The 14794-nt window shown below is 63.0% G+C and carries 20 protein-coding genes; 10 read left to right on the top strand and 10 right to left on the bottom strand.

Annotated elements, in window-relative coordinates:
- Positions 1-10: 10 nt before the first annotated feature.
- From FUU19_RS07845 to FUU19_RS07855, 3 genes are all read right to left on the bottom strand, one after another.
- A complete protein-coding gene (locus FUU19_RS07845; protein WP_230490194.1) occupies positions 11-1147 on the bottom strand; it encodes a Gfo/Idh/MocA family protein in 1137 nt (378 codons plus the stop codon).
- Between the two features lie 228 nt (positions 1148-1375).
- Positions 1376-1996: a glutathione S-transferase family protein gene (locus tag FUU19_RS07850; protein WP_230490193.1), complete on the bottom strand. Its 621-nt coding sequence runs from the start codon at positions 1994-1996 to the stop codon at positions 1376-1378.
- A 15-nt stretch (positions 1997-2011) separates the two neighbouring features.
- Complete coding sequence (locus FUU19_RS07855; RefSeq protein ID WP_230490192.1) at positions 2012-2194, bottom strand: DUF1127 domain-containing protein; 183 nt, start codon at positions 2192-2194, stop codon at positions 2012-2014.
- Between the two features lie 180 nt (positions 2195-2374).
- On the opposite strand from FUU19_RS07855, the gene FUU19_RS07860 reads away from it, so the two are divergent.
- Both FUU19_RS07860 and FUU19_RS07865 read left to right on the top strand, forming a co-directional pair.
- A complete protein-coding gene (locus FUU19_RS07860; RefSeq protein WP_197832930.1) occupies positions 2375-3811 on the top strand; it encodes an aminotransferase-like domain-containing protein in 1437 nt (478 codons plus the stop codon).
- A gap of 157 nt (positions 3812-3968) precedes the next feature.
- Entirely contained in the window at positions 3969-4535 is a 567-nt protein-coding gene (locus tag FUU19_RS07865; RefSeq protein ID WP_141970127.1) for a 2-thiouracil desulfurase family protein, read from the top strand.
- On the opposite strand, the gene FUU19_RS07870 is transcribed toward FUU19_RS07865, so the two are convergent.
- The gene (locus FUU19_RS07870) at positions 4471-4887 is read right to left on the bottom strand and encodes an NUDIX hydrolase (protein WP_141970129.1); all 417 of its coding nucleotides are present in this window, start codon (positions 4885-4887) and stop codon (positions 4471-4473) included. The genes FUU19_RS07865 and FUU19_RS07870 overlap by 65 nt on opposite strands.
- A gap of 106 nt (positions 4888-4993) precedes the next feature.
- Here FUU19_RS07870 and sseA point away from each other — a divergent pair, with 106 nt between their 5' ends.
- Positions 4994-5839 (top strand): 3-mercaptopyruvate sulfurtransferase, encoded by an 846-nt coding sequence (gene sseA, locus FUU19_RS07875; protein ID WP_096242052.1) that lies wholly within the window; start codon positions 4994-4996, stop codon positions 5837-5839.
- Here the strand turns inward: sseA and FUU19_RS07880 are convergent.
- Positions 5836-6705 (bottom strand): LysR substrate-binding domain-containing protein, encoded by an 870-nt coding sequence (locus FUU19_RS07880; RefSeq protein WP_025302028.1) that lies wholly within the window; start codon positions 6703-6705, stop codon positions 5836-5838. The genes sseA and FUU19_RS07880 overlap by 4 nt on opposite strands.
- A 105-nt stretch (positions 6706-6810) precedes the next feature.
- On the opposite strand from FUU19_RS07880, the gene FUU19_RS07885 reads away from it, so the two are divergent.
- The 5 genes from FUU19_RS07885 to FUU19_RS07905 all read left to right on the top strand — a co-directional run bounded on the left by FUU19_RS07885 (position 6811) and on the right by FUU19_RS07905 (position 9392).
- Positions 6811-6933, top strand: a complete 123-nt coding sequence (locus FUU19_RS07885; RefSeq protein ID WP_221627851.1) for a DUF4865 family protein — start codon at positions 6811-6813, stop codon at positions 6931-6933.
- A 50-nt stretch (positions 6934-6983) separates the two neighbouring features.
- On the top strand, positions 6984-8219 hold the full coding sequence (locus FUU19_RS07890) for an FAD-dependent oxidoreductase (RefSeq protein ID WP_230507106.1): 1236 nt from the start codon (positions 6984-6986) through the stop codon (positions 8217-8219).
- Between the two features lie 68 nt (positions 8220-8287).
- Positions 8288-8548, top strand: coding sequence for a type II toxin-antitoxin system Phd/YefM family antitoxin (locus tag FUU19_RS07895; protein WP_016928576.1), 261 nt, complete (start codon positions 8288-8290; stop codon positions 8546-8548).
- A 1-nt stretch (position 8549) separates the two neighbouring features.
- Positions 8550-8855, top strand: coding sequence for a type II toxin-antitoxin system RelE/ParE family toxin (locus FUU19_RS07900; protein WP_028127915.1), 306 nt, complete (start codon positions 8550-8552; stop codon positions 8853-8855).
- 24 nt (positions 8856-8879) lie between these two features.
- Positions 8880-9392, top strand: coding sequence for a GNAT family N-acetyltransferase (locus FUU19_RS07905; RefSeq protein ID WP_060447575.1), 513 nt, complete (start codon positions 8880-8882; stop codon positions 9390-9392).
- A gap of 22 nt (positions 9393-9414) precedes the next feature.
- Here FUU19_RS07905 and FUU19_RS07910 read toward each other — a convergent pair whose 3' ends face one another.
- On the bottom strand, positions 9415-9927 hold the full coding sequence (locus FUU19_RS07910) for a DUF2165 family protein (RefSeq protein ID WP_043136947.1): 513 nt from the start codon (positions 9925-9927) through the stop codon (positions 9415-9417).
- A gap of 123 nt (positions 9928-10050) precedes the next feature.
- Here FUU19_RS07910 and FUU19_RS07915 point away from each other — a divergent pair, with 123 nt between their 5' ends.
- Positions 10051-10314, top strand: coding sequence for a type II toxin-antitoxin system ParD family antitoxin (locus FUU19_RS07915; RefSeq protein WP_123894195.1), 264 nt, complete (start codon positions 10051-10053; stop codon positions 10312-10314).
- Complete coding sequence (locus FUU19_RS07920) at positions 10299-10598, top strand: type II toxin-antitoxin system RelE/ParE family toxin (RefSeq protein WP_230490190.1); 300 nt, start codon at positions 10299-10301, stop codon at positions 10596-10598. Before FUU19_RS07915 ends, FUU19_RS07920 begins: the two co-directional genes overlap by 16 nt.
- Positions 10599-10605: 7 nt before the next feature.
- Here FUU19_RS07920 and urtE read toward each other — a convergent pair whose 3' ends face one another.
- Genes urtE through urtB form a run of 4 tightly spaced genes read right to left on the bottom strand, consistent with a single transcriptional unit; the run spans position 10606 to position 14776 of the window.
- Positions 10606-11304 carry an urea ABC transporter ATP-binding subunit UrtE gene (urtE, locus tag FUU19_RS07925; RefSeq protein WP_230490189.1) on the bottom strand — a complete coding sequence of 233 codons (699 nt, stop codon included), beginning with the start codon at positions 11302-11304 and terminating at the stop codon, positions 10606-10608.
- Positions 11305-11316: 12 nt separating this feature from the next.
- Positions 11317-12123 carry an urea ABC transporter ATP-binding protein UrtD gene (urtD, locus tag FUU19_RS07930; protein WP_015377102.1) on the bottom strand — a complete coding sequence of 269 codons (807 nt, stop codon included), beginning with the start codon at positions 12121-12123 and terminating at the stop codon, positions 11317-11319.
- Positions 12120-13196, bottom strand: coding sequence for an urea ABC transporter permease subunit UrtC (gene urtC, locus FUU19_RS07935; RefSeq protein ID WP_230490188.1), 1077 nt, complete (start codon positions 13194-13196; stop codon positions 12120-12122). The genes urtD and urtC overlap by 4 nt, the downstream gene beginning before the upstream one ends.
- Entirely contained in the window at positions 13196-14776 is a 1581-nt protein-coding gene (gene urtB / locus FUU19_RS07940; RefSeq protein WP_230490187.1) for an urea ABC transporter permease subunit UrtB, read from the bottom strand. The genes urtC and urtB overlap by 1 nt, the downstream gene beginning before the upstream one ends.
- Between the last annotated feature and the right edge of the window lie 18 nt (positions 14777-14794).

Here is a 14794-nt window from a genome sequence, read left to right on the forward strand (position 1 = left end):
GAGCGCCATTTCATTTCCAATCGCGGTTGATCTCCAGCCAGCGCCGCTGCTCGGCAGAGGCGGCTATCGCATCCAGCACGCAAGACACTTTCCAGCCTTCTTCAAAGTCCGGCCACATGCGATCGCCCGCGGCGATGCCGTTGACCAGATCGCGGATCTCCACCGTCTTCTGATCGTTAAAACCGATGCCGTGCCCGGCGCTGATGCAGAATGCTGCGTAGTCCGGGTGCGTCGGCCCCACCAGCAGCGTCTTGAATCCCTGCCGCTCCACCGGTTCATCGTGCCGATACAGCTTCAGCTCCGCCATCCGTTCCTGGGTATAGCTCAGCGTGCCTTTAGTGCCGGTGACCACATAGGTCAGCCCCATCTTGCGCCCGCAGGCGATGCGCGACGTTTCCAGGGTGCCCATCGCCCCACCGGCGAAACGCAGCAGCGCGCTGGCCTGATCTTCGTTTTCCACCGGCAGCAGGCGCGCCGGATTTTGCGGGTCCGGGCGCTGCTTGATCACGGTCTGCATATCGCCACAGACCGCCACGATATCGCCCACCAGGTAGTGCGCCATGTTGACGATGTGCGCCGCCAGATCCCCCAGCGCGCCCAGCCCGGCGCTGGCGCGGCGGCAGTGCCAGTCGATCGGCGTGCGCGGGTCGGCCAGATAATCCTCATTGTGGGTGCCGTAAAAATGCACCACCTCACCGATTTCGCCGTTGGCGATGATCTCGCGCGCCAGCTGGCTGGTCGGGTTCTTCATGTAGTTGAAACCGACCAGCGTTTTCACGCCCTTGGTGCGGGCGGCCTGCACCATCTCCGCCGCATCGGCGGCGTCCAGGGCCAGCGGCTTTTCCGAATACACGTGCTTGCCGTGGCGGATCGCCTCCAGCGCCATCTCTTTGTGCAAGAAATTAGGGGCGCAGATGTCTACCACGTCGATCGCCGGATCGGCCACCAGCTGCCGCCAGTCGCCGGTCGATCGCGCAAAGCCGAATTCGGTGGCGCGCTGCGCCGCCAGCTCGGGGGTCACCTCCGCCAGCATCTCCAGTACCAGCTCCCCTTTCAGAGGAAAGACCGTGGCGGCCTGCGCATAGGCGATAGCGTGACAACGCCCGATATAACCGGTGCCGATTAACCCAACGCGTACCTGTTTCATCATTTTCTCCCGTGACCGAAATTCTGTGTAGAACCAGGCGCCGCTCAATGAAACGCGCCGGTTGATAACGGGTTTATATGGAATATAAATTTCAATAACAAGCACACGGGAAGATAAAGTTCATATTCGTGATGCCGTTCATGAAACGTTGACGGGATGATGCAACGAGGAAAGCCGGGACAACGCTGGTCGTATCCAGACGGGATGAAATGAACTATTTATTTCATATTACGGTAAACCGTTGGCACCGTGCTGAACGTAGCCAGGGCGTTGCAGCAGGCGCTGCTGATAGGCCGCCAGCGCCGCATAATTCGGCCGCTCGAACGGCGTCATCAGCCAGCGGTTCAGCGACAGCCCCAGCACCACGTCCGCCAGCGTGAAAGCGGCGCCGGCGGCATAAGGGCCGTGCGCCAAATGCCGATCCAACAGCCCCATCAGCCGGTTCCACTCGCGTTCGGCAACGGCCAGGCTGGCAGCATCCTGATAATCCGCATGCCCACGCACCCGCGACATGAACACATAGCGCCAGGCGCCATTCAGATCGGTGGCCTGCCAGTCCATCCACATCTCCACCGCCGCGCGCGCGCCGGGTTCCTGCGGCAGCAGATCGCAGCGCCCCTCCCGCCCCGCCAGATAGCGGCAAATGGTGTTCGACTCCCACAGCACCCGCTCGCCGTCGATCAGCACCGGCACCAGGCCGTTGGGATTCAGCGCCAGAAACGCCGGCTCCTGCGTGGAGCGAAAGCCGCTGCCCCAGTCTTCTCGTTCCAGCGTCAGCCCCAGCTCCTGACAGGTCCATAACACTTTGCGCACGTTGATTGATGAAGCCTTGCCCAAGACTCTCAGCATCGGTTTTCCTCTTATCTATTCTTTCCAGAAAGGTTTACATCCTTCTCGCAGCGCTTCTGCTCGCGACAAACCAATATCGGTCAGCCGTGCATCGTCCAGCAATAATAATTCTTTTCGCGTCCTGTAGCGTTGCAGATACAGACGCCAGCGTGACCAACCTGATGAGCGCCGCCGCGGCGCGCCAGTAAACAGAGCCATCTTGTTATTCTCCCTGATGTTTTCGCGTTGCAGTCATCATGCTCGCCGGGAGAAAAACAATACAGATTCACGCTGGCGCTATTTTTTTCATACAGCTGCACCAAAAAACCCGCTGAATGGTTTACTTTGAGAGCATCTGTACCGGTTTTTTAACCCTGACTATCGATGAGAGGCCTCTGTATGACACGCTACGCGACGCTGGCCGCCATTCTCAGCCAACGCATTCAGCAAGGGCTGTATCCGGCCGGCCATCGCCTGCCTTCCGTGCGCGCGCTCAGCCAGGAGCACGGCGTCAGCATCAGCACGGTGCAGCAAGCCTACCGGCTGCTCGAGGAACAGCGCCTGGTGGAAGCGCGGCCGAAGTCGGGCTACTTCGTGCATACGCGGCGCGCGCAGGCCGAGCTGCCCGCCATGACGGCGCCGGTGCAGCGGCCGGTGGACATTTCGCAATGGGAGCAGGTGCTGGAGCTGGTGCGCAACCGGCCGCGCGAAGGCCTGATCCAGCTGGGACGCGGCATGCCGGACATCGCCGAGCCGACGATGAAACCGCTGATCGTCGCCCTGCGCAACGCCGCCCGCCACGGCGACCTGCGCAGCCTGTATTACGACAGTATTCAGGGCGTGGCCGCGCTGCGCGAACAGGTCGCTCGTCTGCTGCTGGATTCCGGCTGCCAACTCAGCCCCGATCAGTTGCTGATCACCACCGGCTGCCAGGAAGCGATCTCCGCCGGGCTGCGCGCCGTTTGCCAACCCGGCGACATCGTGGCGGTCGATTCGCCCTGCTTCCACGGCACCATGCAAACGCTGAAGGGCCTGGGCATCAAAGCGCTGGAAATCCCCACCGATCCGCTCACCGGCGTCAGCCTGGCCGCGCTGGAGATGGCGCTGGAACAGTGGCCGATCAAGGCCATTCTGCTGACGCCCAACTGCAACAACCCGCTGGGCTACATCATGCCCGACGCCCATAAACAGCGGTTGCTGACGCTGGCGCAGCGCCACGACGCTGCAATCATCGAGGATGACGTTTACGGCGACATCGCCTATCACTACCCGCGGCCACGCACCATCAAATCGTTCGACGAAGATGGTCGCGTGCTGCTGTGCAGCTCGTTTTCCAAAACGCTGGCGCCGGGCCTGCGGGTGGGCTGGATCGCGCCCGGCCGCTATCTGGAGCGGGTGCTGCACATGAAGTTCATCGGCTCCGGCGCCACCGCCACCCAGCCGCAGCTGGCGATCGCCGAATTCATCCGCGGCGGGCACTATCTGCAGCACCTGCGGCGCATGCGCGCCCGCTATCAGCAAAACCGTGATCGCATGACCGATCTGATCCTGAAACACTTCCCGGCCGGCACCCGCGCCAGCCGGCCGCGCGGCGGTTTTATGCTGTGGATCGAACTGGACGAGGCATTCGACACCCTGCGGCTGAACCGCCATCTCGAACCGCAAGGCGTACAAATTGCCGTCGGCAGCATCTTTTCCGCCGCCGGCAAGTACCGTAACTGCCTGCGCATCAACTATGCGCCGACGCTGACGACGGAGATAGAACAGGCGGTACAGCGGGTCGGCGCCACCATCCAGGCGCTGATGCCGGCTGGCGTCATCACGCCAGCGGACTGAATTTTTGCCGCGAACGCCCAAGCTCAGCCGCGCATCGAAAAACCAGGGGGCGTCACTCGATCGGCGCTGCCATCATGCTGAGTATCCTGCTATGTTATAGCCGCGCGCGCGGGCCAACGGCATCCGCGCTTTCGCCACTGCCGCAGAGAAAAAAGACATGTCGTCCAATATCCTTATCAGCGCCTGCCTGGCTGGTTTCAAAGTTCGTTACAACGGTACCGACAAACCTTTGCTTGACGCCACGCTGCAACGTTGGCGGCAAGAAGGCCGTCTGATCGTCTGCTGCCCTGAGCTGGCCGCCGGTTTTTCCACGCCTCGCCCCTCAGCGGAAATCTCGCCGCATGCCGACGGCGCGGCAGTAATCGCGCAGCGGGCGCAGGTGATGGAATCCAGCGGCGATGATGTCACCGCACAATACTTGCTCGGTGCCCAACTGGCGCTGGAAATCGCTCGCCGCCACGGCTGCCGTTTCGCCTTGCTGACCGACGGCAGCCCTTCTTGCGGCAGTCAACGGATTTACGACGGTGCCTTCAACGGCCGCACCAAACCCGGCCGCGGCGTTACCGCCGAGCTGCTGCGCCAACACGGCATCGAAGTCTTCTCTGACCAACAACTTCCGGCGCTGATCGCCAGGGTTGAAAGCACCGGGAACTTTAGTCCTAACGGTGCAGAAACTCCGCCACCCGGCGGCGCAGATGTTCGATGCCCTGCGGATGATCAATGAACTGCGCTACCGGCATCATCAGCCAACGCTGGCCCTCGTTGCCAAAGCGGATGGCGGCGATCTGCGCCGGCGTTATCTCGCCGGCCATAAACCAGGTCGGCGGGGAGCCGGGCAGAACGCCGTCGTAGCGCCGCCGCCAGACAACCTGACGTGCGGCGATCGTCACGCCAAACTCTTCCTGCGTTTCCCGCTGCACGCACTGCAGCGGCGTTTCGCCGTTTTCCCGCCCGCCGCCGGGCAGATCCCACAGGCCGGGCCACGGAATGCCCGGTTTGTCGTCCCGTAGGTAAACCAGTAAGCGATCGTCGCACAGCAACGCTATCTTGGCTCCGCCAAACGCCTGGTCCGTCATGTTTTCTCCGCTCCCCGCCCGTCCCCTTTGACTGAACATCATACTTCATCCCCGCGCGGCCTGGTGTATAGTGAAAATCCGTTTTCACAACAGGCGAACAATAACGATGAACTCTCCGTTTCTGGTGACCCCTCAATGGCTTGCGCAACATATCAACGATGAAAATCTGGTGGTGATCGACGTTCGGATGTCGCCGGTGGGGCTGACGCCGAAAAAGGACATGCTTGCCGAGTTCGAACGCGGCCATATCCCCGGCGCGGTCTATTTCGATATCGACGAGGTGGCGGACAAAAACACCGCGCTGCCGCACATGCTGCCGACGGCGGCGGAGTTTGGCGCGGCGGTGGGCAAGCTGGGCATCAGCGAGCGCGATACCCTGGTGATTTACGATGAGGGCAACCAGTTCTCCGCACCGCGCGGCTGGTGGACCTTCCGCAATTTCGGCGCCGAGCGCGTTTACGTGCTGGACGAAGGGCTGAACGGCTGGACCGCGCTGGGGCAAGCGCTGGCAACCGGCCCGGCGCAGCCTGAACCGCAGACGTTCAACGCCCGGTTCAACGCCGACGCGGTGGTGGATATGCGGCAAGTGGAGCAAGCATTAGGCACGCCGGTGCAAATTCTCGACGCGCGCGCCGCACCGCGCTTTTATGCCGAAGCACCGGAGCCGCGCCCCGGCCTGCACCGCGGTCATATTCCCGGCAGCATCAACATTCCGTACGGCGAGCTGCTGGAAAACGGCCGCTTCAAATCGCTGGACGCGCTGCGCCAAACCTTCAGCGACAAGGGCGTGGACATTAACGGCCCGATCATCACCAGCTGTGGCTCCGGCGTGACGGCGGCGGTGCTGGCGTTTGGCCTGCTGTCGCTCGGCGCACCGCAGGTCAAACTGTATGACGGCGCCTGGAGCGAATGGGGCCAGCTGAGCGGCAAGCAGCCGATCGCCCAAGATTAAGTTTCGATCCGCTCGACCACAATCTGCGCCAGCCGCTGCACGGCCGCCGAGGGCTGATCCTCGGCGCGGTGCAGCACTACGCCGAGTTGGCCGAGAGCGGGCAGCAGATCGGGGGCCAGCGGTGACAGGCCGGGCGGCAACCCCGCCGCCGTGCGCACCGTGACGCCCAACCCGGCGCTCACCGCCGCCCACACGCCATTCAGGCTGCGGCTGGTAAAGGCGATGCGCCAGGGAATGCCGGCGCGATCCAGCGCCTGCGTCGCCGCGCTGCGCATCAGACAGGGCGCGTCGAACATCACCAACGGCAAGGGCTCATCCCCTTCTCGCCACGGCGCCAGCGCGAAGCCGGGCGAGGCTATCCAGTGCAGCTGCCGCTGCCCCAGCGCCTGATGAAACGGCGTGCTCAAACCGCCATCCCACGCCAGCGACAGATCCAGCTGGCCTTTCAGCACCCAGTCGATCAGCTCGGCATTACGCGCGATGCGCGCCTCGATGCGCACCTTCGGATTGGCGCGCGCGAAGCTGCCCAACACCTGCGGCAGAAACGTCTCGCCGAAATCCTCCTGCAACCCCAGCCGCACCGTGCCCTGCAGATCCAACCCGCGCACCGCGGCGGCGGCTTCGTCATTGAGCTCCAGCAGACGGCGCGCGTAGCCAAGCAGGGTTTCCCCCGCCTCGGTCATCACCATGCCGCGCCCGGCCTTGCGCAGGATCGGCGCGCCGACCTGCTGTTCCAGCTTTTTCAGGTGGGCGCTGACCGCCGACGTCGAACGCCCCAGCCGTTCAGCCGCCTTGGCGAAGCTGCCCAGCTCGACGCCGGTGACAAAGCTGCGCAAATCTTCGAGATCGAACGTTATTCGTCCCATGCTGACCATCCTGATTTTCTGAACCATCGATAAAAATAATACCGATTTTACTGATAAAGATGGCGTGTCACGCTCTCCGGGTCAATGTCTTTACGGAGAATCCTTATGCTCGCGATGCAATACCGTTTCACCCTGCCCGTCGGTTTCGATCCTCTGTCCGCCCCTTTGACCACACTGCGCTGCGGGTTGACAGCCAAACTTGATATTGATAATCATTATCAATATTGAACATTCACTTGCGGCTCGCGGGATGCGGCCGCTCTTCGGGGTCAACCGCCATGCCGTCATCACCGATCACACCTTACGCCACCACCTGCTGCATCGTGGGGGGCGGCCCCGCCGGGCTGATGCTCGGCTATCTGCTGGCGCGGGCGGGGATCGACGTGACGGTGCTGGAGAAGCACGCCGACTTCCTGCGCGATTTTCGCGGTGACACCATTCACCCGTCGACGCTGGAAGTCATGCACCAACTGGGCCTGCTCGACGAACTGCTGACGTTGCCGCACCAGCGTGCGGAGTCCCTGCACGCCGAAGTCGCCGGGCGCGACATCAAGCTGGCGGATTTCACCCGCCTGCCGACGCGCTGCAAATTTATCGCCTTTATGCCGCAGTGGGAGTTCCTCAACTTTTTGGCCCAGCAGGCCGCCGCCTTCCCCAACTTCAGGCTGCTGACCTCGGCGCAGGTTCATGAGCTGCTGTACGACCGCGGCCAGGTATGCGGCGTGCTGGCCGACACGCCGGAAGGCCCGATCCGCGTGCGCAGCCAGCTGGTGATCGGCACCGACGGCCGCAACTCGGTGGTGCGCGAGCAGGCGGCGCTCAGCAGCCGTTCCTTCGGCGCGCAGCGCGACGTTGTGTGGATGAAGCTCAGCAAGCAGCCGGGCGATCCGGCCTGGTCGATGGGCCACACCGGGCCGAAGCAGAACTTCATCATGATCGATCGCGGCGACTACTGGCAGTGCGGCTACTCGATCGATAAAGGCAGCTTCGACGCGATCCGCGGTATCGGCCTGGAGAAATTTTTGCTGCACCTCGCCGAGGTGGCGCCATTCCAGGACGATCGTCTGCAGGAGATCGTCGAGTGGGATCAGGTGAAGCTGCTGAGCATCCGCATCGATCGTCTGGATCGCTGGGCCAAACCGGGGGTGCTATGCATCGGCGACGCCGCGCACGCCATGTCACCGATCGGCGGCGTGGGCGTCAACCTGGCGATTCAGGACGCGGTGGCCGCCGCCAATGCCCTGATCCCGCCGCTGCGCCAGCATCGGCTGCAGCTGAAGCATCTGCTGAGCGTGCAGCGCCGGCGCGAATTCCCCACCCGGGCCATCCAGTTTTTGCAGATAAAAATGAGCCAGCGCAAGCCGGGCGAACGCCGCGCGGCGGGCGGTTCGCGCCTGATCGCCCGCGTCGGCAACAGCCGCTGGCTGCCGCGCCTGTTCGGCCGCATCATCGGCCTGGGTTTTCGCCGTGAAACGCCGCGGCATCTGTCCAACGAAACCTGCCCGCCGGAATAACATTGGTGATTTTTTCATCGCGCCGTATAATGGTTAAATCGAACGATTTAATTAACTGGAGCGATTAAATGTACGCACTCACCGCGAACGAGGCCAAAACCCAATTCGGCGATTTGCTGCTCAAGGCGCAGCGTGAACCGGTGCAAATCAATCGCAACGGCAAACCGGTCGCCGTCGTCATGTCTGTAGAAGATTACCAGGCGCTGGAAGATCTCAAATTAAGCGCACTGCAGCAAAAAATCGCGCAGGCTACCGCCGAGGAAGACGCCGGTAAGGCGGTAGACGGCGATGCCTTCTTCAACCGTCTGCTCACCGATGAAACAGACTGAGATGCCCGCGTTTCGCCTCACCCCGCAGGCCCAACAAGATCTGCTGGCTATTCGTCATTTCACCATCGAGCACTGGGGCCAAGCGCAATCTCGCCGCTATCTTGAGCAGTTGAGAGAGGTCATGCATCATTTGGCAGATATGCCGGAAGCGGGTAAAGCTCACTTCCACGATCTGGGCGAAGAGATACGCAGTTTTCCTTACGCCAGCCATAGGATCTACTACCGCAACCGCCCTGCCGGCATCACCGTTCTCGCCATTCTGCATCAGGCGATGGTGCCTCACCGGCATCTGGAACAACGGCTGTAATTTTTCTTACTCAAAGGGGCACTGATGTTCACCGTTCGTCAGGCATTGCTGGAAGATTTAACCCTGGTGCGCGATATCGGCATCCGCACCTACCGCGCCCACTTCGGTGAGCTGTGGCACTACCCGCACGAGCTGGAGGCCTTTTTGGCCGAGGATTTTTCCGTCTCCGCGCTGGAACAGACGCTGCGCGATCCCGACGTGTGCTGGCTGTTGGCCTATGAGAATGACGCCCTCGTCGGCTATGCGCGGCTCAACGTCGACAGCCTGCTGGCGCCAACGCAAACCCGTGGCGCAGAGCTGCAGAAAATCTATTTCCTGCCGGGCCATGCCGGCAATGGCTATGGCCAGCGCCTGTTCGAACAGGTGCAACAGCGGGCCATCGAGCGCCGGCAAAAGACGCTGTGGCTGGAGGTGCTGCAACGCAACACCGGCGCCCAACGCTTTTATCAGCGCCAGGGATTGAGCATTTGTGGCGAGACCTGCTACACCAGCGCCCAGGGCTCGATAGGCATCTGGTATATGAGCAAGGCGCTGTAACCGCGCCCCGCTCCGCCGTCGTTTAGCGCGGCTCCCTCTGCAGCATCAGGAACAGCAAGGCAAACGCATTGGGCGCCAGGTAGATCAGCGCCCCCAGCTGCACCGCCAGCGGATCCTTCTTGGCCTGCCAGGCCATAAACCAGTCGCCGGCGACCACCATAAAGCCGACGCCCCACACCGCAATTGCGCAAAGCGCCCCCAGCATCGCCCAGGCTTTGCCCTTGGCGAAGGCGGCGTAAGGGCCTTTCAATCGCCCGATCATCAGCACCACGCCTGCCGCCGCGAATAGACCGGCCAGCGTTTCCAGCGTGGTGATGACCGCCAACCCCAACATGCAGGCCCAGTCGGCGCTGATCGCGCGCCACATCAGCCCCGGCGTCTGATAGGTATCCTGCATGGCAAGCAATGGCCCCACCGCATTGCGCGCGGTACCGGCGAAATCCGCCGTATTGTTCAACAGGCTGAACAGCCCCCACAGGGCCGGAAACAGGGACAGGACGATGCAACCGAGGCGTGACACAGTGATTTCGTTCATGGTTATCCTTAGGTGATTCCCGCCCTCATGACGGGACCGCTATTGAGATCCTGATAGTTTGACGTGCACAATGTAAGAACTAATCTTACAATGACGCAGCATAGCCGAAAGTGAGGAGGAACAATGGGCAGAACATTAACGGTAGATCTGGGTGACGAACTGCGTAGCTTCGTCGAAGACCTGGTGGCCAGCGGCGATTACCGCACGCCCAGTGAAGTCATCCGCGAATCGGTGCGCACTTTGCGCGAACGTACCGCCACCTCAAAGCTGGAAGAGCTTAGGCGCCTGATCGCCGAAGGAGAAAACAGCGGTGAGGCCGTTGAATGGGATCGTGATGTGTTCATGGAAAGAATACGGAGCAAAGCAAAAGGATGCGCAGAAAAGTAACCGTTCGTCCAAAAGCATTGGACGATATGGAAGAGATCTATTTTTACGGGTTGGCGCACTTTGGCTTACAGGTGGCCGAAGATTATCTGCGCCGCCTGCATCAGGCTTTCGATAACCTTAGCCACCACCAACTCGGCAGAAACATCGATGCAATCGGCCCCGGCCTATGGGTATTGCCCGTCGCCAACCACCTGATTTATTTTCGACAGCAGAGGCGGGAGGTGAATATCATCAGAGTGCTGCATCATTCCCGCGATCCGCTCAGCCAATCCTTTTTAAGCTGACCCAACGTCAAATCGCCACCAGCCCGCGTACGCCGTCCTGTTCCATGGCGCTGCCGGCGCCGCGCTGCACGATGCTGCCGCGCGACATCACCAGATAGCTGTCCGCCAGATCGGCGGCAAAGTCATAGAACTGTTCCACCAGCAGGATCGCCATATCGCCCTTCGCCGCCAGTTGTTTGATCACCGCGCCGATCTCCTTGATCACCGAAGGCTGGATCCCTTCCGTCGGCTCGTCGAGGATCAACAGCTGCGGCCGGCAGGCCAGCGCCCGGCCGATCGCCAGCTGCTGCTGTTGCCCGCCGGAGAGATCGCCGCCGCGCCGATCCTTCATTTGCCGCAGCACCGGAAACAAGTCATAGATCGGATCCGGCACCGCGCGCGCGTCGGCGCCGGAAAAGCGCGCCAGCCCCATCAGCAGATTTTCCTCCACCGTCAGACGCGGGAAAATCTCCCGCCCCTGCGGTACATAGGCGATGCCCGCCTGCACCCGCTGATGCGGCTTTTTACCGGTGATGGTTTCGCCCTGCCAACGGACGCTGCCGCTGCGCGCCGGGACCAGCCCCATCAGGCATTTCAGCAACGTGGTCTTGCCCACGCCGTTGCGCCCCAGCAGGCAGGTCACCTCGCCGATGCGCGCCTCGAACGACAGGCCGCGCAGGATGTGGCTGCCGCCGTAATACTGATTCAATTCCTCTACCTGCAGCATCGTTACGCCTCCTCAGCGCCCCAGATATACCTCAATCACCCGTTCATCGGCCTGCACCTGCGCCAGCGATCCTTCCGCCAGCACCTGTCCCTGGTGCAGCACCGTCACGCGATCGGCGATGGTTTCCACAAACCCCATATCGTGTTCCACCACCATCAGCGAATGCTTGCCCGCCAGCTCGCGGAACAGTTCGGCGGTGTAGTCGGTTTCGGCGTCGGTCATGCCGGCCGCCGGCTCGTCGAGCAGCAGCAGGTGCGGCTCCTGCACCAGCAGCATGCCGATCTCGAGAAACTGTTTCTGCCCGTGGGACAGCAACCCGGCGGGCCGGTGGCGTTCATGCCCCAGCCGCAGGGTTTTCAGCATCTCGTCGATGCGGTCGCGCTGTTCGCTGCTCAGGCGGGCGCGCAGGCAGGCCCACACCGATTTGCGGGTTTTCTGCGCGATCTCCAGATTTTCGAACACCGTCAGCGCCTCGAACACCGTCGGTTTTTGAAACTTGCGGCCGATGCCGGCGTGGGCGATCTGCATCGGCGCCAGCCGGGTCAGATCGACGGTCTGATCGTAAAACACCCTGCCGCTGTCCGGCCGGGTCTTGCCGGTGATCACATCCATCAGCGTGGTCTTGCCGGCGCCGTTGGGGCCGATCACGCAGCGCAATTCGCCGACGCCAATGCGCAGCGACAGATCGGTCAGCGCGCGAAAACCGTCGAAGCTGACGTTGACGTTGTCGAGCTGTAGCACCGGATCGGTTTGCTGCCGGTATTTATCCGCCGGCAGCGGGTGGGTAAACAGCTCGTCGGTCACTTGCATCGCTTTCATGAGGTTTTCCTCCGGCGCAGCAGACCGATCACCCCTTTGGGCAGAAACAGCGTGACGACGATAAACATCAGGCCGAGGAAGAACTGCCAGTATTCGGGAATGGCCATGGTGAACCAGCTCTTGGCGCCGTTGACGATGCCGGCGCCGAGCAGCGGCCCCACCAGCGTGCCGCGCCCGCCGAGCGCCACCCAGATGGCGGCCTCGATCGAGTTGGTCGGCGACATTTCGCCGGGGTTGATGATGCCGACCTGCGGCACATAGAGCGCGCCGGCCAGCCCGCACAGCACCGCCGACAGCGTCCAGACGAACAGCTTGAAGCCCTTCGGATCGTAGCCGCAGAAGGTCAGCCGGTTTTCCGCATCGCGCACCGCAGTCAGCACCCGGCCGAACTTGCTGCGCGCCAGCGCAAAGCCGATGGCCAGGCTGGCGGCCAGCAGCAGCACCGTCGCCAGGAACAGCGCCACCCGCGTGCCGGCGGCGGTGATGGGAAAGCCAAGCAGCGTGGTGAAACCGGTAAAGCCGTTATTGCCGCCGAAGCCGGTTTCGTTGCGATAGAACAGCAGCATGCCGGCATAGGTCAGCGCCTGGGTCATGATCGAGAAATACACCCCTTTGATTTTCGAGCGAAAGGCGAAGTATCCGAACAGGAAGGCCAGCAGACCCGGCACCAGCACGATCAGGCACAGCGCCCAGGCGAAATGCTGGGTGCCGCTCCAGAACCACGGCAGCTCATTCCAGGAGAGGAACGCCATAAACGCCGGCAGCCCGTCGCCCGCCGCCTGCCGCATCAGGTACATGCCCATGGCGTAGCCGCCGAGCGCGAAGAATAGCCCGTGGCCGAGCGACAGCAGCCCGGCATAGCCCCACACCAGATCGAGCGCCACCGCCACCACCGCGTAGCACAGGATCTTGCCCGCCAGCGTCAGGGTATAGGTGGACACCGCCAGCGGATGATCCGCCGGCAACAGCGTCATGAACGGCATCACCAGCAGCGCCAGCAACGCCAGCCCGCCGATGCTCAACGCCAGCCGGGGCGCTTTCTGCACGCCGGTTACGGTCAATGGTTGGCTCATCAGTCAATCACCCTGCCCTTAAGGGCGAACAGCCCCTGCGGACGCTTTTGAATAAACAGAACGATCAGCACCAGGATCAGGATCTTGCCCAACACGGCGCCGATCTGTGGCTCGAGGATCTTGTTGACGATGCCGAGACCGAAGGCCGCCGCCACCGTCCCCGCCAACTGGCCGACGCCGCCGAGCACCACCACCAGGAACGAATCGATGATGTAGCCTTGCCCCAGCTCCGGCCCGACGTTGCCCAACTGCGACAGCGCCACCCCGCCGAGCCCGGCGATGCCGGATCCCAGCCCGAAGGCCAGCATGTCCACCCGCCCGGTGGGCACGCCGCAGCAGGCTGCCATCGCGCGGTTTTGCGTCACCGCGCGCACGTTCATGCCGAGCCGGGTCTTGTTCAGCAGCAGCCAGGTCATCGCCAGCACCAAGAGCACGAACGCGATCACCGCGATGCGGTTCCACGGCAGCACCAGGTTCGGCAGCAGCTGCACACCGCCCGACAGCCACGCCGGGTTGGCGACCTCGACGTTCTGCGCGCCGAACAGCACCCGCACCAGCTGGATCAGCACCAGGCTGATGCCCCAGGTGGCCAGCAGGGTTTCCAGCGGCCGGCCGTACAGGTGGCGGATCACCGTGCGCTCAAGCAGCATGCCGATCCCGGCGGTGATGGCGAACGCCACCGGCAGCGCCGCCAGCGGGTAGAGCGCCAGCCACTGCGGCGCAAACTGCTGAAACAGCCCCTGCACCAGGTAGGCCGAATAGGCGCCGAGCATCAGCATTTCGCCGTGCGCCATATTGATGACGCCGAGCAGGCCGTAGGTGATCGCCAGGCCGAGCGCCGCCAGCAGCAGGATCGAACCGAGCGACAGGCCGCTGAACGCCTGGCCGAGCAGATCGCCGATCATCAGGCGGTGCTGCACGCGTTGCAGGCTGCGTTGCGCCTCGGCGCGCACCGCGGCGTCCGGCTCGTGGGCGGCGTCGGTCAACGCTTGCAGCCGGGCGCGGGTTTCCGGCTCGCCCGATTCACCCAACAGCCGCACCGCCTTGAAACGCACCTGCGGATTGCCGTCGGCCAGCTGCAGGTTAGCCAGCGCCAGGCTCAGCGCCTGATGCACCTGCGAGTCTGTTTCCCGCGCCAGCTGCCGGGCCAACAGCGGCAGCTGCTCGCCGTTCGCTTCGCGCTGCAGCGCGCTCGCCGCCTGCAGCCGCACCGCCGCGTCCGCGCTGACCAACCGCTGCGCCGACAGCGCATTGGCGATCAGAATGCGCAGCCGGTTGTTCAGCCACACCTTCTTCGGTTCGCCAACCGGGGCCACCTCGCCCTCGAGCGGCAGATAGCGATCGCCCTGGCGGATAAAGGCGCGCTTCGCCCCGTCGATCGCCACGGTTTCCTGCTGCAGCCCCTGCAGCAGCGGCAGGCGCGCGGCATCCGGCTCGGCCGCCCACGCCTGCAGCAGTTTGGCCTGCTGCGCACGGTTGGCCGCCGCAAACTCATCGGCCGGCCCGGCCTGCGCCAGCAGGGGCCAGGCGCACAGCAGCCACAGCCCGACGCGCAGAGAAGATAAAAACGGAGATTGCATCAGCTGCCTCTTCTGTTG

Origin of the sequence: Serratia montpellierensis (assembly GCF_020858655.1) — a bacterium.
Lineage (GTDB): Bacteria > Pseudomonadota > Gammaproteobacteria > Enterobacterales > Enterobacteriaceae > Serratia > Serratia montpellierensis.

What these genes read in the sequence shown, in the direction of transcription:
- FUU19_RS07845 (WP_230490194.1), bottom strand. Translation starts at nt 1,147, where the DNA reads ATGAAACAGGTACGCGTTGGGTTAATCGGCACCGGTTATATCGGGCGT.
- FUU19_RS07850 (WP_230490193.1), bottom strand. Translation starts at nt 1,996, where the DNA reads ATGCTGAGAGTCTTGGGCAAGGCTTCATCAATCAACGTGCGCAAAGTG.
- FUU19_RS07855 (WP_230490192.1), bottom strand. Translation starts at nt 2,194, where the DNA reads ATGGCTCTGTTTACTGGCGCGCCGCGGCGGCGCTCATCAGGTTGGTCA.
- FUU19_RS07860 (WP_197832930.1), top strand. Translation starts at nt 2,375, where the DNA reads ATGACACGCTACGCGACGCTGGCCGCCATTCTCAGCCAACGCATTCAG.
- FUU19_RS07865 (WP_141970127.1), top strand. Translation starts at nt 3,969, where the DNA reads ATGTCGTCCAATATCCTTATCAGCGCCTGCCTGGCTGGTTTCAAAGTT.
- FUU19_RS07870 (WP_141970129.1), bottom strand. Translation starts at nt 4,887, where the DNA reads ATGACGGACCAGGCGTTTGGCGGAGCCAAGATAGCGTTGCTGTGCGAC.
- sseA (WP_096242052.1), top strand. Translation starts at nt 4,994, where the DNA reads ATGAACTCTCCGTTTCTGGTGACCCCTCAATGGCTTGCGCAACATATC.
- FUU19_RS07880 (WP_025302028.1), bottom strand. Translation starts at nt 6,705, where the DNA reads ATGGGACGAATAACGTTCGATCTCGAAGATTTGCGCAGCTTTGTCACC.
- FUU19_RS07885 (WP_221627851.1), top strand. Translation starts at nt 6,811, where the DNA reads ATGCTCGCGATGCAATACCGTTTCACCCTGCCCGTCGGTTTCGATCCT.
- FUU19_RS07890 (WP_230507106.1), top strand. Translation starts at nt 6,984, where the DNA reads ATGCCGTCATCACCGATCACACCTTACGCCACCACCTGCTGCATCGTG.
- FUU19_RS07895 (WP_016928576.1), top strand. Translation starts at nt 8,288, where the DNA reads ATGTACGCACTCACCGCGAACGAGGCCAAAACCCAATTCGGCGATTTG.
- FUU19_RS07900 (WP_028127915.1), top strand. Translation starts at nt 8,550, where the DNA reads ATGCCCGCGTTTCGCCTCACCCCGCAGGCCCAACAAGATCTGCTGGCT.
- FUU19_RS07905 (WP_060447575.1), top strand. Translation starts at nt 8,880, where the DNA reads ATGTTCACCGTTCGTCAGGCATTGCTGGAAGATTTAACCCTGGTGCGC.
- FUU19_RS07910 (WP_043136947.1), bottom strand. Translation starts at nt 9,927, where the DNA reads ATGAACGAAATCACTGTGTCACGCCTCGGTTGCATCGTCCTGTCCCTG.
- FUU19_RS07915 (WP_123894195.1), top strand. Translation starts at nt 10,051, where the DNA reads ATGGGCAGAACATTAACGGTAGATCTGGGTGACGAACTGCGTAGCTTC.
- FUU19_RS07920 (WP_230490190.1), top strand. Translation starts at nt 10,299, where the DNA reads ATGCGCAGAAAAGTAACCGTTCGTCCAAAAGCATTGGACGATATGGAA.
- urtE (WP_230490189.1), bottom strand. Translation starts at nt 11,304, where the DNA reads ATGCTGCAGGTAGAGGAATTGAATCAGTATTACGGCGGCAGCCACATC.
- urtD (WP_015377102.1), bottom strand. Translation starts at nt 12,123, where the DNA reads ATGAAAGCGATGCAAGTGACCGACGAGCTGTTTACCCACCCGCTGCCG.
- urtC (WP_230490188.1), bottom strand. Translation starts at nt 13,196, where the DNA reads ATGAGCCAACCATTGACCGTAACCGGCGTGCAGAAAGCGCCCCGGCTG.
- urtB (WP_230490187.1), bottom strand. Translation starts at nt 14,776, where the DNA reads ATGCAATCTCCGTTTTTATCTTCTCTGCGCGTCGGGCTGTGGCTGCTG.